At 65.4% G+C, this 24,613-nt stretch carries 22 protein-coding genes and 1 rRNA gene; 7 read left to right on the top strand and 16 right to left on the bottom strand.

The features are described from left to right. The first annotated feature begins 140 nt into the window (after positions 1-140). Both TV39_RS07855 and TV39_RS07850 read left to right on the top strand, forming a co-directional pair. Positions 141-1,772, top strand: a complete 1,632-nt coding sequence (locus tag TV39_RS07855; RefSeq protein WP_043480359.1) for a sensor histidine kinase — start codon at positions 141-143, stop codon at positions 1,770-1,772. Then, complete coding sequence (locus TV39_RS07850) at positions 1,769-2,479, top strand: response regulator (protein ID WP_043480356.1); 711 nt, start codon at positions 1,769-1,771, stop codon at positions 2,477-2,479. The genes TV39_RS07855 and TV39_RS07850 overlap by 4 nt, the downstream gene beginning before the upstream one ends. Positions 2,480-2,519: 40 nt before the next feature. Here the strand turns inward: TV39_RS07850 and TV39_RS07845 are convergent, their stop codons facing one another. Then, entirely contained in the window at positions 2,520-4,421 is a 1,902-nt protein-coding gene (locus TV39_RS07845; protein ID WP_043480832.1) for an acetate--CoA ligase, read from the bottom strand. Between the two features lie 176 nt (positions 4,422-4,597). Between TV39_RS07845 and TV39_RS07840 the strand changes: the two genes are divergently transcribed. The 4 genes from TV39_RS07840 (at position 4,598) to TV39_RS07825 (ending at position 8,880) form a co-directional block, all read left to right on the top strand. Next, positions 4,598-5,239 carry a GntR family transcriptional regulator gene (locus TV39_RS07840; RefSeq protein ID WP_043480354.1) on the top strand — a complete coding sequence of 214 codons (642 nt, stop codon included), beginning with the start codon at positions 4,598-4,600 and terminating at the stop codon, positions 5,237-5,239. Between the two features lie 10 nt (positions 5,240-5,249). After that, complete coding sequence (locus TV39_RS07835; RefSeq protein WP_043480352.1) at positions 5,250-6,770, top strand: MmgE/PrpD family protein; 1,521 nt, start codon at positions 5,250-5,252, stop codon at positions 6,768-6,770. Then, positions 6,770-7,675, top strand: coding sequence for a methylisocitrate lyase (gene prpB / locus TV39_RS07830; RefSeq protein WP_043480350.1), 906 nt, complete (start codon positions 6,770-6,772; stop codon positions 7,673-7,675). The genes TV39_RS07835 and prpB overlap by 1 nt, the downstream gene beginning before the upstream one ends. Before the next feature lie 65 nt (positions 7,676-7,740). Beyond that, positions 7,741-8,880 (top strand): bifunctional 2-methylcitrate synthase/citrate synthase, encoded by a 1,140-nt coding sequence (locus tag TV39_RS07825; protein ID WP_043480348.1) that lies wholly within the window; start codon positions 7,741-7,743, stop codon positions 8,878-8,880. A gap of 70 nt (positions 8,881-8,950) precedes the next feature. Here the strand turns inward: TV39_RS07825 and TV39_RS07820 are convergent, their stop codons facing one another. From TV39_RS07820 to TV39_RS22515, 12 genes are all read right to left on the bottom strand, one after another. Then, the gene (locus tag TV39_RS07820; protein WP_043480830.1) at positions 8,951-9,448 is read right to left on the bottom strand and encodes an 8-oxo-dGTP diphosphatase; all 498 of its coding nucleotides are present in this window, start codon (positions 9,446-9,448) and stop codon (positions 8,951-8,953) included. A 25-nt stretch (positions 9,449-9,473) separates the two neighbouring features. After that, the gene (locus TV39_RS07815) at positions 9,474-10,490 is read right to left on the bottom strand and encodes a hypothetical protein (protein ID WP_043480346.1); all 1,017 of its coding nucleotides are present in this window, start codon (positions 10,488-10,490) and stop codon (positions 9,474-9,476) included. A gap of 2 nt (positions 10,491-10,492) precedes the next feature. Beyond that, complete coding sequence (locus tag TV39_RS07810; protein WP_043480344.1) at positions 10,493-10,993, bottom strand: RNA polymerase sigma factor; 501 nt, start codon at positions 10,991-10,993, stop codon at positions 10,493-10,495. Positions 10,994-11,112: 119 nt separating this feature from the next. After that, entirely contained in the window at positions 11,113-12,102 is a 990-nt protein-coding gene (gene xerD, locus TV39_RS07805) for a site-specific tyrosine recombinase XerD (RefSeq protein WP_043480342.1), read from the bottom strand. Between the two features lie 47 nt (positions 12,103-12,149). Further along, entirely contained in the window at positions 12,150-12,812 is a 663-nt protein-coding gene (locus TV39_RS07800) for an NUDIX domain-containing protein (protein WP_043480340.1), read from the bottom strand. Between the two features lie 26 nt (positions 12,813-12,838). Next, entirely contained in the window at positions 12,839-14,617 is a 1,779-nt protein-coding gene (locus TV39_RS07795; protein WP_043480337.1) for a CTP synthase, read from the bottom strand. A gap of 134 nt (positions 14,618-14,751) precedes the next feature. Beyond that, positions 14,752-16,491 carry a DNA repair protein RecN gene (gene recN / locus TV39_RS07790; protein WP_043480334.1) on the bottom strand — a complete coding sequence of 580 codons (1,740 nt, stop codon included), beginning with the start codon at positions 16,489-16,491 and terminating at the stop codon, positions 14,752-14,754. Positions 16,492-16,494: 3 nt separating this feature from the next. Then, complete coding sequence (locus TV39_RS07785; RefSeq protein ID WP_043480331.1) at positions 16,495-17,517, bottom strand: NAD kinase; 1,023 nt, start codon at positions 17,515-17,517, stop codon at positions 16,495-16,497. 13 nt (positions 17,518-17,530) lie between these two features. Next, positions 17,531-18,343, bottom strand: a complete 813-nt coding sequence (locus tag TV39_RS07780) for a TlyA family RNA methyltransferase (RefSeq protein ID WP_043480328.1) — start codon at positions 18,341-18,343, stop codon at positions 17,531-17,533. 2 nt (positions 18,344-18,345) lie between these two features. Then, complete coding sequence (locus tag TV39_RS07775) at positions 18,346-18,546, bottom strand: hypothetical protein (protein WP_043480326.1); 201 nt, start codon at positions 18,544-18,546, stop codon at positions 18,346-18,348. 22 nt (positions 18,547-18,568) lie between these two features. Then, complete coding sequence (locus TV39_RS07770) at positions 18,569-19,561, bottom strand: HAD-IIA family hydrolase (protein WP_043480323.1); 993 nt, start codon at positions 19,559-19,561, stop codon at positions 18,569-18,571. Positions 19,562-19,567: 6 nt separating this feature from the next. Beyond that, a complete protein-coding gene (locus tag TV39_RS22515) occupies positions 19,568-20,434 on the bottom strand; it encodes a hypothetical protein (RefSeq protein ID WP_235347307.1) in 867 nt (288 codons plus the stop codon). A gap of 6 nt (positions 20,435-20,440) precedes the next feature. On the opposite strand from TV39_RS22515, the gene TV39_RS22510 reads away from it, so the two are divergent. Beyond that, complete coding sequence (locus tag TV39_RS22510; protein ID WP_235347306.1) at positions 20,441-21,220, top strand: hypothetical protein; 780 nt, start codon at positions 20,441-20,443, stop codon at positions 21,218-21,220. Between the two features lie 175 nt (positions 21,221-21,395). Here TV39_RS22510 and TV39_RS22005 read toward each other — a convergent pair whose 3' ends face one another. The 3 genes from TV39_RS22005 to rrf all read right to left on the bottom strand — a co-directional run bounded on the left by TV39_RS22005 (position 21,396) and on the right by rrf (position 24,477). Next, positions 21,396-21,602, bottom strand: coding sequence for a hypothetical protein (locus TV39_RS22005; RefSeq protein ID WP_144406351.1), 207 nt, complete (start codon positions 21,600-21,602; stop codon positions 21,396-21,398). A gap of 448 nt (positions 21,603-22,050) precedes the next feature. After that, positions 22,051-24,126 (bottom strand): hypothetical protein, encoded by a 2,076-nt coding sequence (locus TV39_RS21610; RefSeq protein WP_082049568.1) that lies wholly within the window; start codon positions 24,124-24,126, stop codon positions 22,051-22,053. A 234-nt stretch (positions 24,127-24,360) separates the two neighbouring features. Next, positions 24,361-24,477, bottom strand: a 5S ribosomal RNA gene (gene rrf, locus TV39_RS07745). Between the last annotated feature and the right edge of the window lie 136 nt (positions 24,478-24,613).

The raw sequence follows: 24,613 nt of genomic DNA, 5'->3' as shown, positions 1-24,613 counted from the left end.
GATGTGTCTCCTTATGGATAATCTGGAAGACGTTGCGGCACAGTCTCTGGGCTCTGCACGTCCGTCCGGTGTGATATCCATCATTGGGCATGGCGTGACCTGGCTCACCGTTGCGTTCATATTGGTCGTGGAAGGTTGGAATGAGGCATAAGTGGAGCATCGCGCGCCGGCTGTTCGTGGCGCATTTGCTGTTCATGCTGGCGCTGACCGCGATAGTCGGGACGGCCACCTTTATCGACGCCCGCGACCATGCCTACGACGAAGCCGGCCGGCGGATGTCCGGCATCGCCACGGCCATTGCGGACAACCCCCTGGTCCTGCAGGCAGCGGGGTCCGCCGACCCGTCCGCGGTGCTGCAGCCCTACGCCCTGCACGTGATGAGCGACGCCGACGCGGATTTCATTACCATCATGGCTCCGGACCGGACCCGTTGGACGCATCCGCGCGACGAGGAACTCGGCAAGCCGTATATCGGATCCATCGACGCCGCCCTGAACGGACAGGTGTTCACCGAAATCACGGCCGGGACATTGGGCCCCTCGGTACGGACCATAGCGCCGGTCAAGGACGCGTCGGGAAACGTCAAGGCCCTGGTGGCAGCGGGGGTGACGGTGCGGACGGTGGACGTTGCCGTCTCCGGCCGCCTGCCGGCGCTGCTGGCCATAGCCTTTGCCCTCCTGGTGGGCGGCTCGGTGGCGTCCTGGCTGCTGGGCCGGTATCTGCGCAATGTCACGCGGGGCTGGGGACCCGAGCAGCTCGCCCAGCTGTTCGCGTACTACGAGTCCGTCCTGCATTCCGTTCGCGAGGGGGTGATCCTCATCGATCCCAAGGGCCGGGTGGTGATGTACAACGACCAGGCGGCCGAGCTGCTGGGGCTCGCACCGCGGCCGTCCGGGGGCGATCCGGGCGACGCAGCCCTGCTCGGCAGTCTCCCGCTGGCACCCAGCTTGAAGGACCTGTTCGAGTCCGGCCGGGCAGCCCAGGACGAAATCCACCTGGCCGGCCCGCGTGTCCTGGTGGTCAACCAGGGACCAGCGGTGGGGCCGGTCTCATCGGCCGGACGGCAGCGCCCGGCCGTATTCGGGACCGTGGCAACCATCCGCGACCGCACGGAGATCGAGTCGCTGGGCAGCGAACTGGAAACCATGCGTACCCTGTCGGACGCACTGCGCGCCCAAACCCATGAGCACGCCAACCGCCTCCACACGATCGTTTCGCTGATGGAGCTGGGACGGGCGGACGAGGCACTGGATTTCGCCACCAAGGACCTGGAGCTCAGCCAGCAGCTCACGGATGAGATGGTGGGTGCCATGGAAGAGCCCGTGCTGAGCGCACTCCTCATGGGCAAGGCGGCCGAGGCACACGAACGCGGCGTTGAACTGGGCCTGCAGGCAAACAGCACTGCCGGTACGGCCGGTGTGGCCGTCCAGGACCTGGTGACCATTCTTGGCAACCTCCTTGACAACGCCATCGACGCAGCGGCCGACGCTCCGGCCCCCAAATGGGTGGAGTTGTCGGTGGAGTCCGGGGTCCGGGGCGTGGAGATCACGGTGGAGGACTCCGGACACGGAATCGACCCCGATGCCGTGGACGACGTGTTCCGGCACGGGTTCAGCACCAAGGCGACCGGCACGTACGGCCGGGGGCTGGGCCTGGCGCTGGTCCGTCAGGCCGTCCACCGGCTGGGCGGCACCGTGGCCATCACCAACCCGCGCGGCGCCCATTTCCATATCTTCCTTCCCGCAGCAGGCACCACCAAGGAGACTTCATGAGCGATATCCGGGTCCTCGTCGTTGAGGACGAACCGGTAGCCGCGGCAGCGCACGGTGCCTACGTGGGGAGGCTCGAAGGCTTTTCCCTGGCGGGCACGGCCCCTGACGGCCAATCGGCGCTGCGTCTCCTGACGGAATTTGCTGCCGCTGGCAATCCCGTGGAACTGGTGCTGCTGGACATGAACCTTCCCGACCTCCATGGCCTGGACATCGCCCGGCGGATGCGGGCATCAGGACTGTTGCCGGACATCATTGCGATCACCGCCGTGCGTGAACTGAATATCGTGCGCAGTGCCGTGTCCATCGGAGTGGTGCAGTACCTCATCAAGCCGTTCACCTATGCCACTTTTGCGGACAAGCTGGCCAGCTACCGGCAGTTCCGGGACCAGCTTGCGGCCGGTGCGGGCGGGGCCAGGTCCGGAGCATCGCAAAGCGACGTAGACCAGGCTTTCGCGAGCCTGCGGGCGCCGAGTGAGCTGCCGCTTCCCAAGGGCCTGTCGACCTCGACCCTGGACGCTGTGCAGGAGTTCATGAAGCGGCAGGCGGACGCTGTCTCGGCCACCGAGGTCATGGATGCACTGGGGATGTCCCGCGTGACGGCCCGGCGGTACCTCGAATACCTCGCGGACGCCGGAACAGTCTCCCGGACTGCCCGCTACGGTGCGCCGGGCAGGCCGGAGAACGAATACCGCTGGAACCGGGCCTGAAGTTCAGCGCCGGCGAGCGCGCGGCTGATGCCTCTGACTGCTAGTTCCCGGGTCCGGCCGGGCGAAGGGTCCCGATCAGCTGGTCGATCACCCCGGCATCCTCAATCGTGGACGGCACGACGTACTCCTCGCCGTCGGCGATCTGCCGCATGGTCTTGCGGAGGATCTTGCCGGAACGGGTCTTGGGCAGGGCTTCCACCACCGCCACGTGCTTGAAGTCCGCCACGGCTCCGATGTCCCGGCGGACCATAGCGATCAGGTCCTTGACCAGGATGTCCTCCGGCACGTCAACTCCCGATTTCAGCACCACGTAGCCGCTGGGCCGCTGGCCCTTCAGCGGGTCAGCCAGGCCGATCACCGCGCACTCGGCCACCGCCGGGTGCTGCCCGATGACCTGCTCCATGGCACCCGTGGACAACCGGTGCCCGGCCACGTTGATGATGTCGTCGGTGCGGCCCATCACGAAGACGTAGCCGTCCGCGTCCCGGTAGCCGGAGTCACCGGTGGCATAGGAACCCTCGAATGCCTGGAGGTACGAGGAGATGTAGCGTTCGTCGTCGCCCCACAGAGTGGTCAGCGTGCCGGGCGGCAGCGGCAGGCCGAGCACGATGTTCCCTTCCGTCCCGGCTTCGACGTCCTCCCCGAGGCCGTCCACGATGTTGAGCTTGAAGCCCGGCATCGGAACGCTGGGAGAGCCTGCCTTGATGGGGAGCTCTTCCAGCCCCCGCGGGTTGGCGCAGATGGCCCAGCCGGTCTCGGTCTGCCACCAGTGGTCCACCACGGGGACGCCCAGGGTCTGCGCGGCCCAGTGGAAGGTATCAGTGTCCAGCCGCTCCCCCGCGGCGAAAAGCGTTCGCAGGCTGGAGACGTCGTAGTCCCGCAGCAGTTTCGCTTCGGGATCCGCCTTGCGGATGGCGCGCAGCGCGGTGGGAGCGGTGAACAGGACGTTGACCTTGTGGTCCTGGATCACGCGCCAGAAGGCACCCGCATCCGGGGTCCCTACCGGTTTTCCCTCATAGAGGACGGTGGTTGCGCCGGCCAGCAGCGGGCCGTAGACGATGTAGGAGTGCCCTACCACCCAGCCGACGTCGGAGGCGGTCCACATGACGTTCCCCGGGCCGATGCCGTAGACGTTTTCCATGGTCCAGCTAAGCGCCACAGCATGGCCGCCGTTGTCCCGCACCACCCCCTTGGGTGCACCCGTGGTTCCGGAGGTGTAGAGGATGTAGAGCGGATCGGTGGCTTTGACCTCCACCGGCGCCGCCGGTTCCGCGGCGGCCATCTCGGTGTCCCAGTCCAGCCACCCCGGGTGGTCAGACGCTGAGGACGCAAACCCCTCCCTGGCCGCGACGATCACGGGGAGTCCCGGGGTCCCGGCGAGGCGGAGGGCTTCATCGACGGCGGGAAGGTACTCGATCCGGCGCGATGGCTCAATTCCGCCGGACGCCGTAACCACCACAGCGGGAGCGGCGTCCCGGATCCGGGCCGCAAGCTCCTTCGGCGCAAACCCTCCGAAGACCACCGAATGGACCGCCCCGAGCCGCGCGGTTGCCAGCATTGCGATGGCGGCTTCCGGGATCATGGGCATGTAGATGACAACCCTGTCCCCCTTGCCCACGCCGCGCCGCCGGAGAACCCCGGCAAAGCGGGCCACAAGCTCCGTGAGTTCCGCATAGCTGAAGCGCCGCCGGGTTCCGAGCATGGCGGAATCATAGATCAAGGCATCCTGCGCGCCCCGGCCCGCCTCCACATGGCGGTCCAGTGCGTTGTAGGAGGTGTTGAGGGCGCCGTCCGGAAACCACCTGTAAAGCGGCGCCCGGCTCGAGTCCAGGGCCTGCGTCGGCGGCGCTGACCAGGAGATCTTTCCGGCGGCCTCCAACCAGAAGTCTTCGGGCTTCGCCAGGCTCTGTGCGTAGCTGTCCTGATAACTCTTGGTACCCATGAAATGCATCCCGTCCACGACATTGTGATGAGGGCCATGCTAGTCCGGGCCGGGAAGCGGGCACAAGTGTCCGTGTATACAAATCTAAAGAATATTCGCCAAAATGGAGCAATTGCTGGGCAGAATACTCTTCTGTGTATACACTGAAGATCGTCAACCAATGAAGGAGGCAGAGATTGCGCGCCAGCGACAGGGCCTACGCGGCATTACGCGATGACATCATCGAATGGCGTCTCCTCCCCGGAACTGTCCTCGCGGAAGTGGAGCAGTCCGAGCGCCTCGGCATCTCCCGCACGCCGCTGCGGGAAGCCCTGAGCCGGCTCACCGCGGAGGGCCTGACGACGACGGCGGGCGGCCGCGGCGTCGTCGTCACCGACATCTCGCTGGAAGACATCGACGAACTTTTCGAACTGCGCGAAACCCTGGAAGGCAAGGCGGCCGCCCTGGCCGCCGAGCGCGGCGACTCCGCAACCTTCGAGAAGCTCCGGCTCGAGCTGCTCCAGGCCCCGGCACTCATCAACGGCAGCGATCCGGGCCGCCACGCCTACTACGAGCTGGCGGGCCGTCTTGACGCGGCCATCGACGCGGCCATTTCCAACTCCTATCTGGCGCAGGCCATGCGCAGCCTGCGCGTGCACCTGGTCCGGGTCCGCCGCCTGGCGGCCGACGACACGCAGCGGCTTACCGCGGCAGCCGCCGAGCACGCCGCCATTGCCGAAGCGATCGCAGCAGGCAATCCCCGGTTGGCCGAAGCCGCCACCACCCTTCACCTCCACCGCAGTCTTTCCCACGTCAAAGTCACGCATACCCCTCACTAGAAGGAGCACCATGGTTAAGGAACACCACGTCCGCGTTTACAAAAGCGAGGAAAACCTGCCCCGCGAGGACCAGCTCGCCTACAAGATCGCCAAGGTCGCCACCGATCCCGTCGCCGTCACGGACGAGGTCACGGACATGGTGATCAACCGCGTGATCGACAACGCTTCGGTGGCCATCGCGTCCCTGAACCGGGCCCCCATCGTTGCGGCCCGGGCACAGGCTCTCACCCACGGACCCACCACCGGCGGCAAAGGATCCAAGGTCTTCGGCATCGACGAGCGCGTGGCACCGGAATGGGCCGCCTGGGCCAACGGGGTCGCTGTCCGTGAGCTCGACTACCACGACACGTTCCTGGCAGCGGACTACTCCCACCCGGGCGACAACATCCCGCCGATCCTTGCCGTCGCCCAGCACGTCGGCTCCAGCGGACAGGACCTGATCCGGGGCATCGCCACCGGTTACGAAATCCAGGTGAACCTGGTCAAGGCCATCTGCCTGCACAAGCACAAGATCGACCACGTGGCCCACCTCGGCCCCTCCGCCGCCGCCGGCATCGGCACCCTGCTGGGGCTCGACGTCGAGACCATCTTCCAGTCCGTGGGCCAGGCCCTGCACACCACCACCGCCACGCGCCAGTCGCGCAAGGGCGAGATTTCCACGTGGAAGGCCCATGCACCGGCCTTCGCCGGGAAGATGGCCGTCGAAGCGGCGGACCGTTCCATGCGCGGCCAGACGTCGCCGGTACCGATCTACGAAGGGGAAGACGGAGTCATCGCCTGGATGCTGGACGGACCGGACGCCTCCTACATGGTGCCGCTGCCCACTCCCGGCGAAGCCAAGCGCGCCATCCTGGACACGTACACCAAGGAACACTCCGCCGAATACCAGGCACAGGCCTGGATCGACCTCGCCCGGAAGCTTCACGGCGAGCGCCCCGAGGTCACCGACCCGGCCAACGTGAAGTCGGTGCTGATCAAGACCAGCCACCACACCCACTACGTGATCGGCTCGGGCGCCAACGACCCGCAGAAGTACAGCCCCACGGCCAGCCGCGAAACGCTGGACCACTCGATCCCGTACATCTTCACGGTCGCGTTGCAGGACGGCGCCTGGCACCATGTGGACTCCTACGCGCCGGAGCGGGCTGCCCGGCCCGACACCGTGGAGCTATGGCACAAGGTCACCACTGTCGAGGACCCGGAATGGACCCGCCGCTACCACTCCCTCGACATCGCAGAGAAGGCCTTCGGCGGATCCGTGGAGATCACGCTCAACGACGGCACGGTCATCACGGATGGGATCGCCGTCGCCGATGCCCACCCGCTCGGCGCCCGGCCATTCGCCCGGGAGCAGTACGTCAACAAGTTCCGCACCCTCGCGGCCGGCGTCGTAGCCGAAGAGGAGATCGAACGCTTCCTCGCCGCCGCGGCCCGGCTCCCGGAACTGGCCGCCGGTGAACTCGACCAGCTGAACATCAAGGCTGCCGACGGCGTGATCGACCTGGCGGCTGCCCCGAAGGGACTCTTCTAATGCTGTATTCGAAGGTCACACCGGAGCAGAAGCGGATCCGGTTCCGCGAGCTCCTGGCGTCGGGGACCATCCAGCAGTTCCCCGGCGCGTTCAACCCGCTCTCGGCCAGGCTCATCGAAGAGAAGGGCTTCGCCGGGGTCTACATTTCCGGCGCAGTGCTGGCGAACGACCTCGGCCTGCCGGACATCGGCCTGACCACGCTCACCGAGGTGGCGACGCGCGCCGGCCAGATTGCCCGCATGACCGACCTGCCCAGCATCGTCGACGCCGACACGGGCTTCGGGGAGCCCATGAACGTGGCCCGCTCGGTGCAGGAAATCGAGAACGCAGGCCTCGCCGGCCTGCACATCGAGGACCAGTTCAACCCCAAGAGGTGCGGACACCTGGACGGCAAGAACGTGGTGGACCTGGATACGGCCACCAAACGCATCCGTGCAGCAGCGGACGCCCGCAGGGATCCGAACTTCCTGATCATGGCCAGGACAGACATCCGGGCCACGGACGGGCTCCAGGCCGCCCAGGACCGGGCCAAGGCCCTCGTGGAGGCCGGGGCGGACGCCATCTTCCCGGAGGCCATGAAGGACCTCAGCGAATTCCAGGCGATCCGCGACGCCGTCGAGGTCCCGATCCTGGCCAACATGACCGAATTCGGCCAGAGCGCCCTGTTCACAGTGGAGCAACTCCAGGGCGTGGGCGTCAACATGGTCATCTACCCGGTCACCCTTCTCCGTAGTGCCATGGGGGCAGCTGAGCGTACTCTGGAATCGATCAGGTCCGACGGCACCCAGGAGGCACAGGTAAAGAGCATGCTGACCCGTGCGCGGCTGTACGACCTTGTGGACTACGAGGCCTACAACCGCTTCGACACCGGAGTCTTCAACTTCAGGATTCCCGGTACCAACTGACCCCCATCCATCCCGGACTTCCGGCTTCGGCCGGCACACAGCATCAGGAACGAAGGAGTTTCAGCATGGCTGAAAATGAGATCAAAAAGGGCCTCGCCGGCGTCGTGGTGGACTACACCGCGGTGTCCAAGGTCAACCCCGACACCAACTCGCTGCTGTACCGCGGCTACCCGGTCCAGGAACTTGCAGCCAAGTGCAGCTTCGAAGAAGTGGCCTACCTGCTCTGGAACGGTGAACTGCCCACGCCGGAGCAGCTGGCCGAGTTCACCGCCAAGGAGCGTGCCGGCCGGGCACTGGATCCGGTGGTCAAGCAGGTCATCGATGCGCTCCCCACGACCTCCCACCCGATGGATGTCTGCCGGACGGCGGCATCCGTCATGGGCGCCCGGCATCCGCTCGCCGAGGATTCTTCGCGCGAATCCAACATGAAGAAGGCCATCGACCTGTTCGCCGCGATGCCGGCCGTGGTGGCCTACGACCAGCGCCGCCGCCATGGCCTGGAACTGGTGGAGCCCCGGGACGATCTGGGATACGACGCCAACTTCCTCTGGATGACGTTCGGTGAAGAGCAGGTGCCCGAGGTGGTGGACGCATTCAACGTGTCCATGATCCTGTACGCGGAGCACTCCTTCAACGCGTCCACGTTCACGGCCCGGGTGATCACGTCCACGCTGTCGGACCTGCACTCGGCCGTGACCGGAGCCATCGGAGCCCTCAAGGGTGCGCTCCACGGCGGCGCCAACGAAGCAGTCATGCACACCTTCGATGAGATCGGCATCCGCTCGGAAGAATCCCTGGAGGAGGCCGCCGCCCGGGCCAAGGCCTGGATGGAGGATGCCCTGGCCCAGAAGAAGAAGGTCATGGGCTTCGGCCACCGCGTCTACAAGCACGGCGATTCCCGTGTCCCCACCATGAAGGCCGCGCTGGACAAAATGATTGCCCACTACGGCCGGCCCGAACTCCTGGGACTCTACAACGGGCTGGAAACTGCCATGGACGAGGCCAAGGGCATCAAGCCCAACCTGGACTATCCCACCGGCCCCACGTACCACCTCATGGGCTTCGACACGGATACCTTCACTCCCCTGTTTGTTGCCAGCCGCATCACTGGCTGGACAGCGCACATCATGGAACAGCTGGAATCCAACTCCCTGATCCGTCCGTTGAGCGAGTACAACGGCGTGGAGGAACGACACCTTTCGTAAACGCTGAACATTGGGATCGCACGACGCTGGCCCGGTCACCCTTCCGAGGTGACCGGGCCGGCGTCGTTCTTCACTGTGAGAGGTTCCGCAGGACGCTCACGGAAGAAGCCACCGTTTCGTTGTCGGCGTTGAGGGTGACCACAATATCCACCGTCCGGCCTTCCAGCACCACCGGGAGCCAGTGGTCCGCATCCTGCCACATGCGGTCCACCGGCAGCGAGAGCGCATCAAACCATTCGGGCGCAATCTCGCGGCTTTCCGCCGGCTCGCCCTGCCACCGGCGGGTGGTAAACAGGGTGGTGTACATGTTCCATTCCGGGCGGCCAGGGAAAACAAACTCCACGACGCCGGCCGGGCGCAGGTCACGCTCGAGCACGGTGACGCCGGCTTCTTCGAAGACCTCCCGGCACACCGCTTCGGCGTCGCTCTCCCCCGGCTCCACGTGACCGCCCAGTCCCACGATCTTGCCTCTGCCGAAGCCGGTCTTCTTGAGGCCGAGGAGCACCTCAGTTCCGCCGCCAGGTCGATCCCGAAGCAGGAAACACAGGGTCACGGGGGCGGAGGTCATGGTCAACAGCGTAACCCGGCCCGGCTCAGCCTGCGGTGATCTTCAGCGAGGTGATCATACGTTTGGCGTCAAGGTAACCGGACGACTGCATGTAGGCCCGCGCCTCGGCAATAGTGCTAAACGTTTTAACACCCGTTGCTCCGTCCGGCGAAGGAGCGGAGTTCACCTGAAGCGAGTCCGCGAACATGTAGACAGGTGAATCCTGGGGACCGTTCACCACGTTGTAGAACATGCACGACTGCCCATCGGCGCCGGCCTTGCGGGTGGTAATACCGAAGGATGCATTTACGCCGGATCCGTTTTCGAGGGCCCTAAAGGTGAACCGCGGCGTGACGTCGCTAGCCGCTGAGTCGTACGGCAACTGCATCTCCACGGTATCCAGGACGGTGTAGGGGCGGGGTTCGCTGCTGCAGGCTCCACCCAGGCCGCCGCCGATGTCCCCGTAGGTAAGGTCAGCGACGTGCTTTCCGGCACTGTCGGTGACTTGGAGTTTCACTATGTTGCCAACGCCCTCTCCCGGAAGCGGAACCACGTTCCAGCCGGCGGGGTAGTCGAAGGAGACGCTGCCGTTTGCGCTAGTAAACGTCTGCCACGCAGCTACCGGCACGGACGCCGGTCCCGAGGATGCCGCCGTGGACGGTACTGCCGAAGCTGACGCTGAGGCCGGAGTTGTTCCCGTAGTCCCACTCTGGCTAGCGGATGCACTAGGCGAAGGCCCTGTCTCGGGGGCTGTGTTGCTGGCTGCCGGTCCCGGTGCCGGAGAGCTCAGGCCGCCCATGTTGCCGGCCACCACAGCAAGGGTCACCACGGCTGCCGCTGCCAGTCCTGCGACGCCCGCACGGATGGCAGTGCGGCGTTTTGACTGCCGCGCGCCGTTCAGTGCAGTGATCTTGGAGCTGTCCGTGAAGGTCCCGGAGAACGTGGGGGCTGCCTGCGCCGCGGGTTCCGCGGAGATCGCGTCGGGGTTCGCCGGAACGGCGTGCTGCCGCGGACCGGGAATCTGCGGTTTTGCGTTTTTCATGAGCTGTTCAATCCGATCCATGGCTAGGCCGTCCTTTCGTTCATAAGGTGTGCCGGGACCATGCCGGCGAATGCCTTCCGTGCCCGGTGCAGGCGGACGCCCGCAGCGGAAACGGAGCAGCCGAGGCTTTCGGCGAGTTCAACAGTGGTCAGCCCGTCCCAGTAGGCGAGCATCAGGACCTCGCGATGTTTGTCGCTAAGCTTCGCGAGGACGGCCGCCACGGCATCGCTTTCATTGTCGTTGGTAGCCGCTGCGGTCTTTACCCGTTCCTGCAGCTCTTCGCGCAGAAGCTGCTGGCGGTGGCGACCCTTGTACTCGTTGGCCACTATGTTCCGGGCGACGGCAACGAGCCAGCCGATCCCTGGTTCTTCCGGGAGGTCCTTCTCCCAGGCGATCCTGAAAACGTCTCCGGCGAGTTCCTCGGCCCGGTCCACGTCGTTGATGCGATACGCGATGTACCGGTAGATACGTTCGAAGTTTTGCGAATGCAGCGCCGTGAATGAGCGCTCCCTTGCCACCAACATTCCTCCCCCTAAAAGCAGTGTTCCTGCGTGCTAACTGTTAAGTTTCTGACGGGGGCACAGTTATTACATTCGACAGAAAAATACTTTTGAGAGAGTGCCCTTGACATGCGCCCGGCGAGTTAGCCCAGCGCCCGGGGGTGGGCGGCGGCGTAGATTTCCCGCAACGTGTCAGCCGTTACCAGCGTGTAGACCTGCGTGGTGGTCACGGAGGCATGTCCCAGGAGCTCCTGGACCACGCGGACATCCGCCCCGCCTTCCAGGAGGTGCGTTGCAAAGGAATGGCGGAGGGTGTGCGGCGAAACATCCTTGGTGATGTTGGCCTTGTCCGCAGCAGCCTTGAGGATGGTCCACGCGCTCTGCCGGCTGATCCGGCCGCCGCGGGCATTCAGGAACAGCGCCGGCGTGCCCTTGCCCTTGGCTGCCAGCAACGGCCGGCCGCGCACCAGGTAGGCGTCCAGGGCGCGGGCACCGTAGGACCCCAACGGCACCAATCGTTCCTTGGATCCCTTGCCGAACAGCCTGACAATTGCCGGGCCGTCCTGCTCCGTTTGTAGGGATATGTCGTCGACGTCGAGTCCCACGGCCTCACTGATGCGGGCACCGGTGGAATAGAGGAATTCCAGCAGGGCCCTGTCCCGCAGTCCAGTTGCCGTGTCCGTGCCGGCCGCTTCGAGGATCCGGGTGACCTCGTCCACGCTTATGGCCTTGGGCAGCCGCTTGCCGGGCATGGGCGGGTGGACATCGCTGGCGGGATCCGCCGTCGTCATTCCTTCGAGTGCCCAGAACTTATGGAGGCCGCGGACCGCCACGACGGTCCTCGCGGCGGACCTGACGCCGAGCGCAGTCCCGCCGTCGGAACCGTCGGACAATGCCTGCACAAACCCGGTAACGTGCCGCCGGGTGACGTCGCCCGGGCGGACCGGGCCGCAAGCGGCGAGGTAGTTTGCATAACGGGCAAGGTCGCGGCGGTAGGCCGACAGGGTGTTCGCAGCCAGCCCCCGCTCCACTCCCATGTGCTGGAGGTAATCGTTCACGGCGCGGTCTATGGCGTTGCGGGGCCGCGCCTCTTCCGCCTGTGTTTGTTCGGCACGGACTGGCTCAGCACGCATTGGTTCAGCACCGGCACGTTCCGGTGCGGGAGTGACGGTGCTGCCCATCAACGCTGGCTGGGATGGGCGGGCCAGGGGGCGTTTGCCGGACGCAGATGCTCGAACCCGTCCGCGCGTGCCGCCGCGGCGGCAAGAATTCCGACGACGGCGGACGGGTTGTGCAGCCGGCCCTCCAGAACGGCCGCCACCGCTTCCTCCAACGGCGTCCAGTGCAGTTCGATCTCCGCTTCCTCATCCGTGCGGACGTGGAGTTCATGATCCGGCACGTCACTCAAATCCCGGGCGAGGTAAATGCGGATCGCCTCGCTCGAGGATCCCGGAGAGTTGAAGAAGTCAGCCAGCACGTTCCAGGTTCCGGCCACCAGGTCTGCTTCCTCGGCGAGCTCGCGTGCGGCGCCCGCCACGAAGTCCTCGCCCTCAATATCCAGCAGTCCGGCGGGGATCTCCCACAGGTCCATGCCCACGGGATGCCGGTACTGCTTCATCAGCAGAACTTCGCCGGCCTCGTTCATGGGCAGGACCGCTACCGCACCGGGGTGGTCGATGTAGTCGCGCACCAGCTCGTCGCCGTCTTCGCTGAGCTGGAAACTGTCGCTGACAACGTCCCAGATACGGCCTTCGTATACCTTCCGGGAAGACAAAAGACGGCGCGGGCTCGGCGCATCCGAAACCTGCCGTGCAGCATGGGGGGTTTCAGGCTTACCGGGCATCGCGCCGTCCTTTGATTTAGTTGTTGCTACTTGGCCGAGACCTTGCGGGCGGAACCGCTGGCCTCAGCCGGTGCTTCCGCACTGTTGACGGCGGGGAGGATGTCCCCGCCTTTCTGGTGATCCAGGGCCGCCTTGACGAGGCCCGCGAACAAAGGGTGCGGCCGCGTGGGGCGGGAGCTGAGTTCGGGGTGCGCCTGGGTGGCCACGTAGTACGGGTGGACTTCGCGGGGAAGCTCCACGTACTCCACCAGCTTGCCGTCCGGGGACGTTCCGGAGAACACGAGCCCCTTCGCTGCAATCTGGTCGCGGTACTTGTTGTTGACTTCGTAGCGGTGGCGGTGCCGTTCGCTGACCTTGGTGGTGCCGTAGGTTTCGGCGACGACGGAGCCTTCGTCCAGCTTGGCTTCGTAGAGGCCAAGGCGCATGGTGCCGCCAAGGTCGCCCTTGCCGTCGACGATGTCCAGCTGCTCTTCCATCGTGGCGATGACCGGGTACTTGGAATCCGGTTCGAATTCGCTGGATGATGCGCCCTCGAGGCCCACCACGTTCCGGGCGTATTCGATGACCATGCACTGGAGGCCCAGGCACAGGCCGAGGACCGGCAGCTTGGTTTCGCGGGCAAACTTGAGCGCGCCGAGCTTGCCTTCGAGGCCGCGGATGCCGAATCCGCCGGGTACGCAGATGGCGTCCACGCCGGAGAGCGAGTTGACTGCGCCCTCGTGGGTTTCGCATTCGTCCGAGGGGACCCAGCGGATCTTGACCTTGGTGTCGTTGGCGAAGCCGCCCGCACGCAGGGCCTCCGTGACGGAAAGGTAGGCGTCCGGCAGGTCGATGTACTTGCCGACCAGCGCGATTTCCACCTCGTGCTTGGGGTTGTGGACCGCTTCGAGCAGCTTGTCCCAGCTGGTCCAGTCAACATCCTTGAACGGCAGGTCCAGTGCACGGACGATGTAGGAGTCCAGGCCCTGGGAGTGGAGGGTCTTGGGGATGTCGTAAATACTCGGCGCATCCGGGCAGCCGATGACGGCGTCAATGTCGACGTCGCACATGCGGCCGATCTTGTCGCGCATGGCCTGCGGGACTTCGCGGTCCGAACGGATCACGATCGCTTCGGGCTGAATGCCGATGGAGCGCAGCGCGGCAACGGAGTGCTGCGTCGGCTTGGTCTTCAGTTCCTGGGACGGTCCGATGTACGGGACCAGGGACACGTGCAGGAAGAAGACGTTGTTGCGGCCGATGTCCTGGCGCACCTGGCGGGCAGACTCGAGGAAGGGCTGCGACTCGATATCGCCAACGGTGCCGCCGATCTCGGTGATGATGACGTCCGGAGCGTTCTTGCCTTCGGCAGGAAGCCGCATCCGGCGCTTGATCTCATCCGTGATGTGCGGGATGACCTGGACGGTGTCGCCGAGGTACTCGCCGCGGCGTTCCTTGGCGATGACCGTGGAGTAGACCTGGCCGGTCGTGACGTTGGCCGAGCCTTCAAGGTTTTCATCGAGGAAGCGCTCGTAGTGGCCGACATCCAGGTCCGTCTCGGCGCCGTCGTCAGTCACGAAGACTTCGCCGTGCTGGAAGGGGTTCATCGTGCCCGGATCCACGTTCAGGTAGGGATCGAGCTTCTGCATAGTTACAGACAAACCGCGTGCCCGCAGCAGGTGGCCGAGGCTTGAAGCCGTCAGTCCCTTGCCTAGCGAGGACGCCACACCGCCGGTGACGAAGATGTGTTTGGTCGTCTTGGACGAGCCCGGGAACCGGGAATTTACACGGGAATTTGATCGCTGCACCACGGAATTCGAGCCTATCATCAATTGAGCCTTCCACGGGTCGAAAATCGGATTCCCCAAATGACTCAGTCTCCCCCGCCGCCGGACACTGATCAAGGTTTACCTGTAAAACGCGGGCGGCGGGCCAGCGGATGTGATGGTTCTCGCAGTGCCGTTCAGGCCCGCTGCGGCAGCAGCTTGGCGTCGTCCAGCAACTCCTGGGCGTGGGCCTGGGCTGTTTCTGAATCTTCCTGGCCGGCCAGCATCCGGGCCAGCTCCTTGACCCGTTCAAGGCCATCGAGGAGCCGCACATCGCTGGAGGTGAACCCGGTGGCGGTGCCGCCGTCGGCCCCTCTGACGGATGTTTTGGTGACGGTGATGTGCTGGTCCGCGAACGCGGCCACCTGAGGAAGGTGCGTGACCACCAGGACCTGCACATGCTGCGCCAGCATGGCCAGCCGCCGGCCGATCTCGACGGCTGCCCGTCCGCCCACGCCGGCATCCACTTCGTCGAACACAAAGGTGGGCACCGGATCCACTGCGGCGAGGACCACCTCGATGGCCAGCATCACGCGGGAAAGCTCGCCCCCGGAGGCACCCTTGCCCAGCGGACGGGCCGGCGCGCCGGAGTGGGGCTGGAGCAGGAACGAGATCTCGTCCGCGCCGTACGGCATCAGCTGCGCGGCGGGCTCGATGGTGATCACCAGGGTCGCGTCGGCCATGGCCAGGGCCTTCAATTCGGCGCTGACCCGTGCCGACAGCTCCTTGGCGGCCTTGCCGCGGATTTTGCTGATCGCGGTGGCCTGCTTCTTCAGCTCAGCCTCGGTCCGGGCGACCTCTGCGTCCAGCGCCTCGATCCGGGTGGAGTCGTCCTGCAGTTCATCGAAACGGACACGCGCGTTCTCCGCCCACACCAGGACCTCGTCGATGCTGGGGGCATACTTGCGGACCAGCTTTGCCAGGGCAGCCCGCCGGTCCTCGATTTCCGCGAGCCGCTCCGGCCCCTCCGAATCCAGCCCGGCCTGGTAGCTCGCCAGTTCCGTGGCGATGTCGTTCAGCAGGAAGCCGACTTCGGCCAGGCGTGCGGCGGCTGCGCCAAGTTCGGCGTCGTGCTCGGCCACATGTTCCAGGGTCCGTTTCGCCGCGTCCACCAACGTGGTGGCGTCGCCCTCGTCGCCGTAGTCCTCCGCGATGAGCGCCTGGTGCGCGGTGTTTGCCGCAATCCTGAGTTCCTCGACATTGGCGAGTTTCACGGCCTCCGCCTTGAGGGACTCGTCCTCCCCCGGCTGCGGATCCACGTCATCGATCTCTGCCAGGGCAATCTGCAGCGATTCCGCTTCCCGAAGCCTGTCCCGTGCGGCACCACGCAGCGTGTCCAGCTCCGCCTGGCTGGCCTTCCAGTGGCTGTACAGCGACTGATACGTACCGAGCGGGCCCGCCAGGGCGTCGCCGGCAAACTTGTCCAAGGCACCGCGCTGGGCTAGCGCCCCCTTCAGCCGGATCTGGTCCGACTGGCCATGGACCACCACCAGGCTTTCGCCGATCTCCGCGAGGACCCCCACGGGGGCGGCGCGGCCGCCAAGGTAGGCACGGCTGCGTCCGTCCGCACCCAGGCGACGGGCAAGGATCAGTTCGGCGCCGCCGTCGAACTCTTCAACGTCAGCGCCGGCTTCCAACGCGCGTACGACGGCTGCGTGGCCGGCGTCCAGCTTCAGGACGGCCTCCGCCGAGGCGCTCTTCGCGCCGCTGCGTACGGCACCCGCATCCGAGCGGGCACCCAGGAGGAGCCCGACGGCGGTGACCACCATGGTCTTGCCGGCGCCGGTCTCGCCGGTCACCACGCTGAGGCCCGGGCCGAGCGGAAGGGTTGCGTCGGTGATGACGCCGAGGTCGCGGATTCTCAGTTCTTCAAGCATGATTCACTTCGCAGTCGTCGGATCTGTCTCGGACGTCCCGGCGTGCCGGGGACCCGGCGGCGTCGCCATGGGCCTGGGGGTTCGGATGATGGGCACGGGTCCGGTGTGGACGGACTCGGCCTGGGGCATGGGGCCGCGCCAGCCATGGATGGGCAGCTGGAACTTACGGACCAGCCTTGCGGAGAAGGGTGTCTGGTGCGTCCGCGCGAGCCGCACCGGCGTGGCCGATCGGGTCACTTCCACGCGGGCGCCCGGCGGCAGGTCCACAGAACGGCGGCCGTCACACCACAGCACACCCTGGGCGTCGGTCCGGTTCAGGACCTCCACAGCCAGCCTGGACCGGGGCGAGACCACCAACGGCTTGGCGAACAGCGCGTGGGCACTGATGGGAACAATCACCAGGGCTTCCACCTCGGGCCACACCACAGGACCGCCCGCCGAGAAGGCATAGGCCGTTGAGCCGGTGGGCGTTGCCATGACCACTCCGTCGCAGCCGAACGATGTCAGCGGGCGCTCATCCACTTCCGTGACCACCTCAAGCATCCGTTCCCGGTTGCCTTTCTCGATGGCGGCCTCGTTCAGTGCCCACGTGTGCCAGATCTTCTGACCGCGGACCCAGACCTGGACGTCGATGGTCATTCGTTCTTCCACCGTATAGTCGCGGCTCGCAATCCATTCCACCGTCTGCGCAAGGTCTGCCCGCTCGCTCTCGGCGAGGAAGCCCACATGGCCCAGGTTGACGCCCAGGAGCGGCACGTCCACTTCCCGGACGAGTTCGGCGGCGCGGAGGATGGTGCCGTCCCCGCCGAGCACCATGACCAGCTCGACGTCGGGGAGCTGGATGTGGTCGTGAAGGATCTCAACGGGGTCTTCGAGCCGGCCGAAAAACCCCTCCATGTCTTTGAGTTCGGATTTTTGCATCACCGGAACAATGCCTGAGGCGTGCAGCTGGATGCACGCCTCCCAGGCAGCCTTCAGTGATTCCTCGCGGCCGGTGTGGGCAAGGACCAGTACACGCCTGCTCATCGGGTTCCGCTTTCTAGTGGTTCGGCCAGATTGTTCCGAGCAACGCAGCAACGGCTGCGTCCCGCTCTTCGATCTTAGGCAAGTCTGAAGTGATCCTGCGCCTTATCCACAGGAAGTATTCGACGTTTCCGTCCTGGCCGGGCAGCGGGCTTGCCGCGAGGCCGCGTAGTTCGAGCCCAGCGTCCAGCGCCGCATTGGCGACTTTCTCTACCGCCATCCGGCGTTCACGCTCGGAGTTCACCACTCCGGTGCGGCCCAGCCGGTCCTTGCCGATTTCGAACTGGGGTTTGACCATCAGGACCAGGTCACCGCCGGGATGCGTGCACGCCGCCAGCGGTTCCAGCACCAGGGTCAGCGAGATGAAGGACAGGTCGGCGACCGTCAGCGCGGCGGGGCCGCCGATCCCTTCCGGCGTCATGTAGCGCACGTTGAGGCCCTCGTGCACGGATACGCGGGGGTCGTCCCGGAGCTGGGGCACCAGCTGCCCGTGTCCGACGTCGACAGCCACCACATGGTCCGCGCCGCGCCGCAGGAGCACCTCCGTGAAGCCGCCGGTGGAGGCGCCGGCGTCCAGGCAACGCTTTCCTTCGGCGGTGACGTCCGGGAAGGCATCCAGTGCACCGGCCAGCTTGTGGCCGGCCCTGCTGACGTAGGTGTCCCGCCCGTCATCGGCAACGTCCAGGGGCGTGAGGTCGTCCACCTGCACCGAGGCTTTCGCGAGAACCGTGCCGTCCGAGCTGACTTTGCCTTCGGCAATCAGGCGCGCGGCGTGGGTGCGGGACCTCGCCAGCCCCCGGGTGACGAGCATTTGATCAAGCCTCGCCATACTCAGGCGTCACCCTCAGCCGACGGGTCGTCGTCATTGAGCGCATCCAGCAGCGCATCATGAAGAGCTGAGTAGGCCTCCGCATGCCCGTCAACGGGAAGTCCCTGGATGTCCGTCAAACGGTTGAGGGCAGCGTCAACAGACGCGTCTCCCACCCGGCTTACGCTGCGGCCGGCTTCCGACAAGTTGTTCAGCTCGGTCATGTTCCCAGTCTAGTGAGTCGGCCTAGTGCGTCAGCCACTCGACGGACGGTGCCAGCGGAGCGTCTGCCTGCGGATTCGCCGTCCACCACGCCGAGCAGGCCGCCCGCCACGAATCCAGGTCACCGGGAACTCCGCTGATGTGCACTGCTTCTCCCCGCACGACGGCGGAAGCCGCACCGCAGCGGAACGTGCCGCCGTCGTGCTCCTCCACAGTGGGGTACGGGCGGTACAGATCGCTGAGGTCGTTGATGAGGTAGTCCGGGCGCTCCGCCGTGCGGGCGGCGAGGATGGATTCCCGGGTGTCGACGCCGGTGAGCACCGCCACGGTGGCGAAGCCGGCGTTGTTCCCGCCGAGGATGTCCGTGTCCAGCCTGTCGCCCACGACCAGCGGCCGGTCGGAGGTTAGCCGTTTGGCTGCGGTGCGGAACAGCGGCGCCTCCGGCTTTCCCGCCACGAGCGGCCGCTGTCCGGTGGCCGCCGCCACGGCCGCCACCAGGGTTCCGTTGCCCGGAGCGATGCCTCGGGCCTGCGGGATGGACATGTCCGTGTTGGTGGCAACCCAGAGGGCGCCGCCTGCTATGACATACGAGGCCTCGGCGAGGTCCTTCCAGCCAATCTCGGGATTGAACCCTTGGACCACGGCCACCGGATTGTCCTTGGCGCTGTGGACTGGCGTCAGTCCCACCAGCTCCACTTCATGCGCCAGGGCCGGGCTCCCTGTCACCAGGACCCGTGCACCCGCCGGAAGGAGGCCCGCCAGCAGCTCGCCGGCAGCCTGCGAGGAACTGACCACCTGCTCGTCCTCCGCGGGCGCGCCAAGCTCGCGCAGATGGGCCGCCACCTGCGCGGGGGTCCGGGACGCGTTGTTGGTCACGTAGCCAAGTGCGACGTCGATTCCGGCCAGCTGGCGGAGCGCCTCAATGGCGCCCGGAATGGCGTGGGGACCGGCATAGACAACTCCGTCAAGGTCCGACAGCAGGGCGTCGAAGCTCGAGATCAGTGAGGCGCCGCTCATGCGCAGTTATTCCCTTTCGTGGTCCGGCTGCGCGGCATCCGCATCGCGGGCATCGTCGGCGGAATCCTCTGTGGTGCCGGCTTCGAGTTCGTCCTCTTCAACGGAGTCTTCATCCGATTCAGCGTCGTCGGATTCGAAGAAGTCCGCTTCGGCGTCGTCGGAGCCTTCGTCAATGGCAGCTGCGTCGGAGGCGGCAGCCTCGACGACGGCCGACTGGCTGTCGTCGCGGACACCCGGCGAAGCGGCAGGCGCGCTCTCAGCCTGCTGCTGGGCGAGCAGGCGGCGGCGTGCTTCCTCTTCGCGGGCTTCCTCTTCCTCGTCCCAGCCGAGGTCGATGATGTCCGGTTCCTCGTCCGCGCCGAGGCCGAGCGCATTCTCCGCGACCACTGCCTGACGCTGCCACTTTGCGGCTTCCTCGGTCCGGCCTACTGCCGCGAGGGCGTCTGCGTAGGCGCGGAAGAGGCGGGGGCTGTATGAGAACGCGCGGTTCATGTCCAACTGGGCGATTTCCAGTTCGGCCACTGCCGCGTCCAACTGGCCAAGGTCCGTGCGGGCCCCGGCGGCCACGATGGCCAGTTCAACCTTGCCGGGTGCGTCGAGGTCGTTGGCTTCCTCGGAGCGTGCGACGTCCAGGGCCCGGTCCGGACGCCCCAGTCCGCGTTCGCAGTCGGCCATGACGGGCAGGTGCACGTTAGAGCCGCTGATCCGCCGGTAGGTGCGGAACTCGCGCAGCGCTTCGCCGTAGTGTCCTGCGGCGTAGGCGGTCAGGCCTACTGCCTCGCGCACAGCAGAGAGACGTCCGCCGCGGCGGCTGGCGGCCAGGGCATGCTGGAAGGCAAGTTCCGGTTCTTCGTCAATGAGGCGGCCTGCCATCACCAGGTGGCGTGCAACCCACTCCGCGCTCTTGGGTTCGAGGGTCTTGATCTCGTGCTTGGTGGCGCGGTCCAGTTCCTGGCCTGTGACATCCTCATCAATCTGGGGAGAGCGCTCACGGTCCGGGCGGTTGGCGCTGCGCAGGTCGCGGGCGTTGGGTACGCGGGCTGGCCGGTCCTCGGGGCGGTCGCGTCCGAAGTCGCGGGGGCCGGATTCGCCACGGTCAAAGCTCCTGGGCGCGCGCTCCTGGCGGTCACCAAAGGGCTTCCGGTTATCGCCGCCACCAAAGCTGCGACGTTCGCCGTCGCCCTCGCGGCGCGGACGATCACCAAACGGCTTACGGTCACGGTCACCGGCACCGAAGCTGCGACGTTCCCCGCCCTCACGGGACGGATGATCACCAAACGGCTTACGGTCACGGTCACCGGCGCCGAAGGGCTTCCGGTCACGGTCACCGGCGCCGAAGCTGCGACGTTCGCCGTCGCCCTCGCGGCGCGGACGATCACCAAACGGCTTACGGTCGCGGTCGCCGCCACCACCAAAGCTCCGACGTTCCCCGCCCTCACGAGACGGACGATCACCAAACGGCTTACGCTCCCCGCCCTCACGCGACGGACGATCGCTGCGATCATCCTTGGAGCGGAATCCGCGGGGATCGCCGCCGGAATTATTCGATGCCCGGAACGGTCCCCCGCCCGAAGGCCGGCCGCCCCCGTAGCCGCCGCGGTCTTTACCGTTTCGATTTCCGCCGTTGTGCTCAGCCATGTTGGCTACCTCCCGTTATGAGCTGACCACTGGCGCGATTGCAGCCGCTCTATTCGTGTTTCGTTCTGTCACGCAACCCGAAATCAAGCGCTTCGAAGTCCGTACATCTCACCCAATTCTAGGCGAGGCAGGGCCGGGCGGGCACCGGCCCGAAGACACGAGGCGGCAACAGTGACCATGATCATAGGCGGGTCTGTTAGAAGCCGGCCTTCTTCGCAAGTGCCACCAGCATCTCCTTCGCATTCGTGCCCTCTGGTACTGCTGTGCCGGACGGCACGGAGACGAGCAGCTTGGATGAGGTCTTGTCGAGTACCGAGACGACGACGTACTCGGTACTCCCCGTCAGCGTGTTCACGCCGTACTTGGCGTCCCCGCGCAAGCCCGATATTGCCTCCGCCTTCATCAACAGGCCGAATGGAGCGCTGGCAGCCAAGTCTTGCGGGGTCTTGAACTCCCTTTGCTCGATGACAGCGCTGTGATCCGTCCCGGCTCCCGACTCCAGTGCGTAGACGCAGGAGTCTATCGCCGTCCCATCTCGGTCCGTTGATACTTCTCCCTGCCCAGGCTGGAGCCCGGTTGCCCATGAGGACAAAGCACTTTTGATGTCTGATTCCGTCAGCAGCGTGCAGGATCCAGCCTTGGCTGCGGGGTCAACAGTCCGCCCGTCCCTTCCCACTTGGGCCGTGTTCGAGGGGCTCGGGCTGGCCGACGATCCCGAGGAGCCCGACTTCTCGCCAGACGATGATGTTGCCCCGCCCGACGCAGGTCCCGCGGGAGTGCACGCAACAAGCGTGGCACTGCCGGCGACAAGGGCTGCCAGGACCGTCAGGACAGTCCTCCGGATTCTGCGCCTATTCAAAGACATCGTTACTGACTCCCATGATGAGCCGGTCCCCGTAGTTGGCGGATTGAAGATACCTGACGACATTGGCCTCGCTGAGAGAAATACATCCCCAGGTGGGAACCGGATTTGCGTGAAGGAAAATTGCGAATCCGGCATCCATCACAATGTTGGAATCCGGCGGGCGGTTGTAATTGATGACAGCACCTTGACGGTAATCTCCGGACGGCCGGGTGGCGTAGTACCACATGTTTTCGTCCGGGAAGACATCTGCACTGGATTCAAAATACTTGTTGTAGTTTGTGTTGAGGCGTCCGCCCCAGCGGGAATAGGGATTGAGTGTCTGATACGGGAGGGACGTTCCCGGATTCGAGAGACCGAATGCCAGCGTGATGGAATACGATCCGGTCGGAGAGTACTTCCCCGTTGTCGGTCCTGTTGCCACCCCTGGCCGGGCGAATCCGCTTTCCCCGGCGTATCCGCCGACTGTCCAGTCGTGAACATATTTTCCATCGCGCTTCACGCAGTTGGTGAAGGTCACGGGAGTGGTGCCATAGCCCTGGGATATCGCGAACGACACCCGGGCAGCGCCCCCGCCCGAGTATTTGGCAGCCCCAACGTTCAGCGCCCGGCAGTATCCCCATTCCGAATAACGAAGCGCAGTTCCTTGGCCCGCTGTCCATTGAATGGCCCCGCCCTCGAAACGCTGGACACAGGTACTCACCTGGCAGGACTCCTCTGACACTGGGTAGCCCAAGGCTCCGTTTTGGGCTCTTTTTGCGCCCCACAATTGGCCGTAAACACCATATACGGAATGGAATCCAATCCCCGCGGCCCAATATACGTAACCGCCTTGGAACGACTGGACGCACCCCGGACCTGTAAGTCCACACTGCTCACCGGACACCGGATAGCCTAATCGGCCGGCTTCCTTGCCGTACTGGCTCCAGATCTGCGCATAGCCTCCGTACACCGCGTACGCACCGTTGCCGGCGTTCCAGTAGATCGACCCGCCACTAAATCTCTGGAAGCATCCGCTATTTACCAGCCCGCAGGCTTCCGACGCTATCGGAAGGCCCAGGCGGCCGGACTCACTACCGTTATTGGTCCACACTGAGGAGTAGATCCCGGTGACCAGCGTCGTGCCGATGCCAGGGACCCACGCCACATAGCCACGTTGAAACTGTTGCACACAGCCGGAACCACTGGCGGTGCAGCGTTCGTTGGAGACCGGGTAGCCGAGTCTTCCGGCTCCCATCCCGTTTGCGGCCCAAACACTGTAGTAGGGATCGTAGAGGGCAACGGTGCCGCTGCCTGCCGCCCAGACGATCGAGCCGCGCTGGAACCTCTGTGAACAGCCTGCGCCGCCAGCGTCGCATTTTTCTGCTGCGACGGGGACGCCAAGTCTCCCGGCCGCGGCACCGTACGCGGTCCAAGCCGCCGAGTACGGGGAGTACACGGCGAAAGTCCCGACGCCGCCGGTCGAAACGATGAACCCTCGCTGGAAACTCTGCTGGCAGATGGAGGGGCTCGGCTGGCAGGCCACCGACCCTACCGGGTAGCCGATTCGACCGGCTTCCTCCTGGTGGGCAGCCCAGACTGCACCGATGTCCCCCGCAGTAGCGAATGCACCCGTGCCGGCCGTCCAATGAATCTTTCCATTCTGGAACTGGCGACGGCATCCGTCCTGGCTCAGTCCGCACTCTGTTGCGCTGACGGCATTACCCAGCGCGCCCGCCGCGCCGCCTAGGCGTTGCCATTCTGCCTCGATGGCATCCTGTCCGGGTGTTGAGACCGTGGCCTCCGGAACAGTGGTTCGGGAGGCGCTGCCGGGAGCCTCCGTATTTGTTGCTGTGGCGCTCGGAGATGAAATGGTTTCAGGGGCGGCGTTCGGCGGCGAAAGGGTCGGGTCCCCCGTCGGCTGCGTCGAGGACGGAGTTGATGTCGCCGACGGAGCCACCGTGGTCGGCTCCGCCGTCAGCGTCGGCGACGGCGGGTCAACTATGGCCGAAGCGGCCGGCGGAACCGCCATCGCAAAACAGAGCGCAAGCATTGCCGCCGTAGACCAGATACCCCGATGCTTCATCGAACCACATCCCCCAAAGTTGTAGTCAGGAACGCCGCCGCAGCCACAGTGGAGCCGGTCAGCAGTCCGAACCCGAGGATATCTTAAAGGTCCTTGATAAAGGGCAAAATTCTAACCTTGTTATTCATTCGCGATACAGCCGCCGCTATGCACATACAGGGGTGAAAGTTTTGGTGTGGTGGTTAAAGTGGGAGAGCCCCAACCGTGTGGTTGGGGCTCTCGACCTGAATGATGTTCCGGCGGTGACCTACTCTCCCACACCCTCCCGGGTGCAGTACCATCGGCGCTGTGGGTCTTAGCTTCCGGGTTCGGAATGGGACCGGGCGTTTCCCCCACGCTATGACCGCCGTAACCCTTGCTCCACAACCCCTGGTTAGGGGTCGGGAAATCTGGTGGTTACAACATGCTCTGCCTGTTAGGGCAGTTGTGGTGTTGTTATGTAGTTTTTTGGTTCCTTGCAACGTTTCGTCTGGCGACGGGTTTGTTG

This window comes from Arthrobacter sp. SPG23 (assembly GCF_000876655.1).
Taxonomy (GTDB): domain Bacteria; phylum Actinomycetota; class Actinomycetes; order Actinomycetales; family Micrococcaceae; genus Arthrobacter.
The sequence above is the reverse complement of the archived record's forward strand: the minus strand, read 5'-3'. Positions and strand labels throughout refer to the sequence as shown.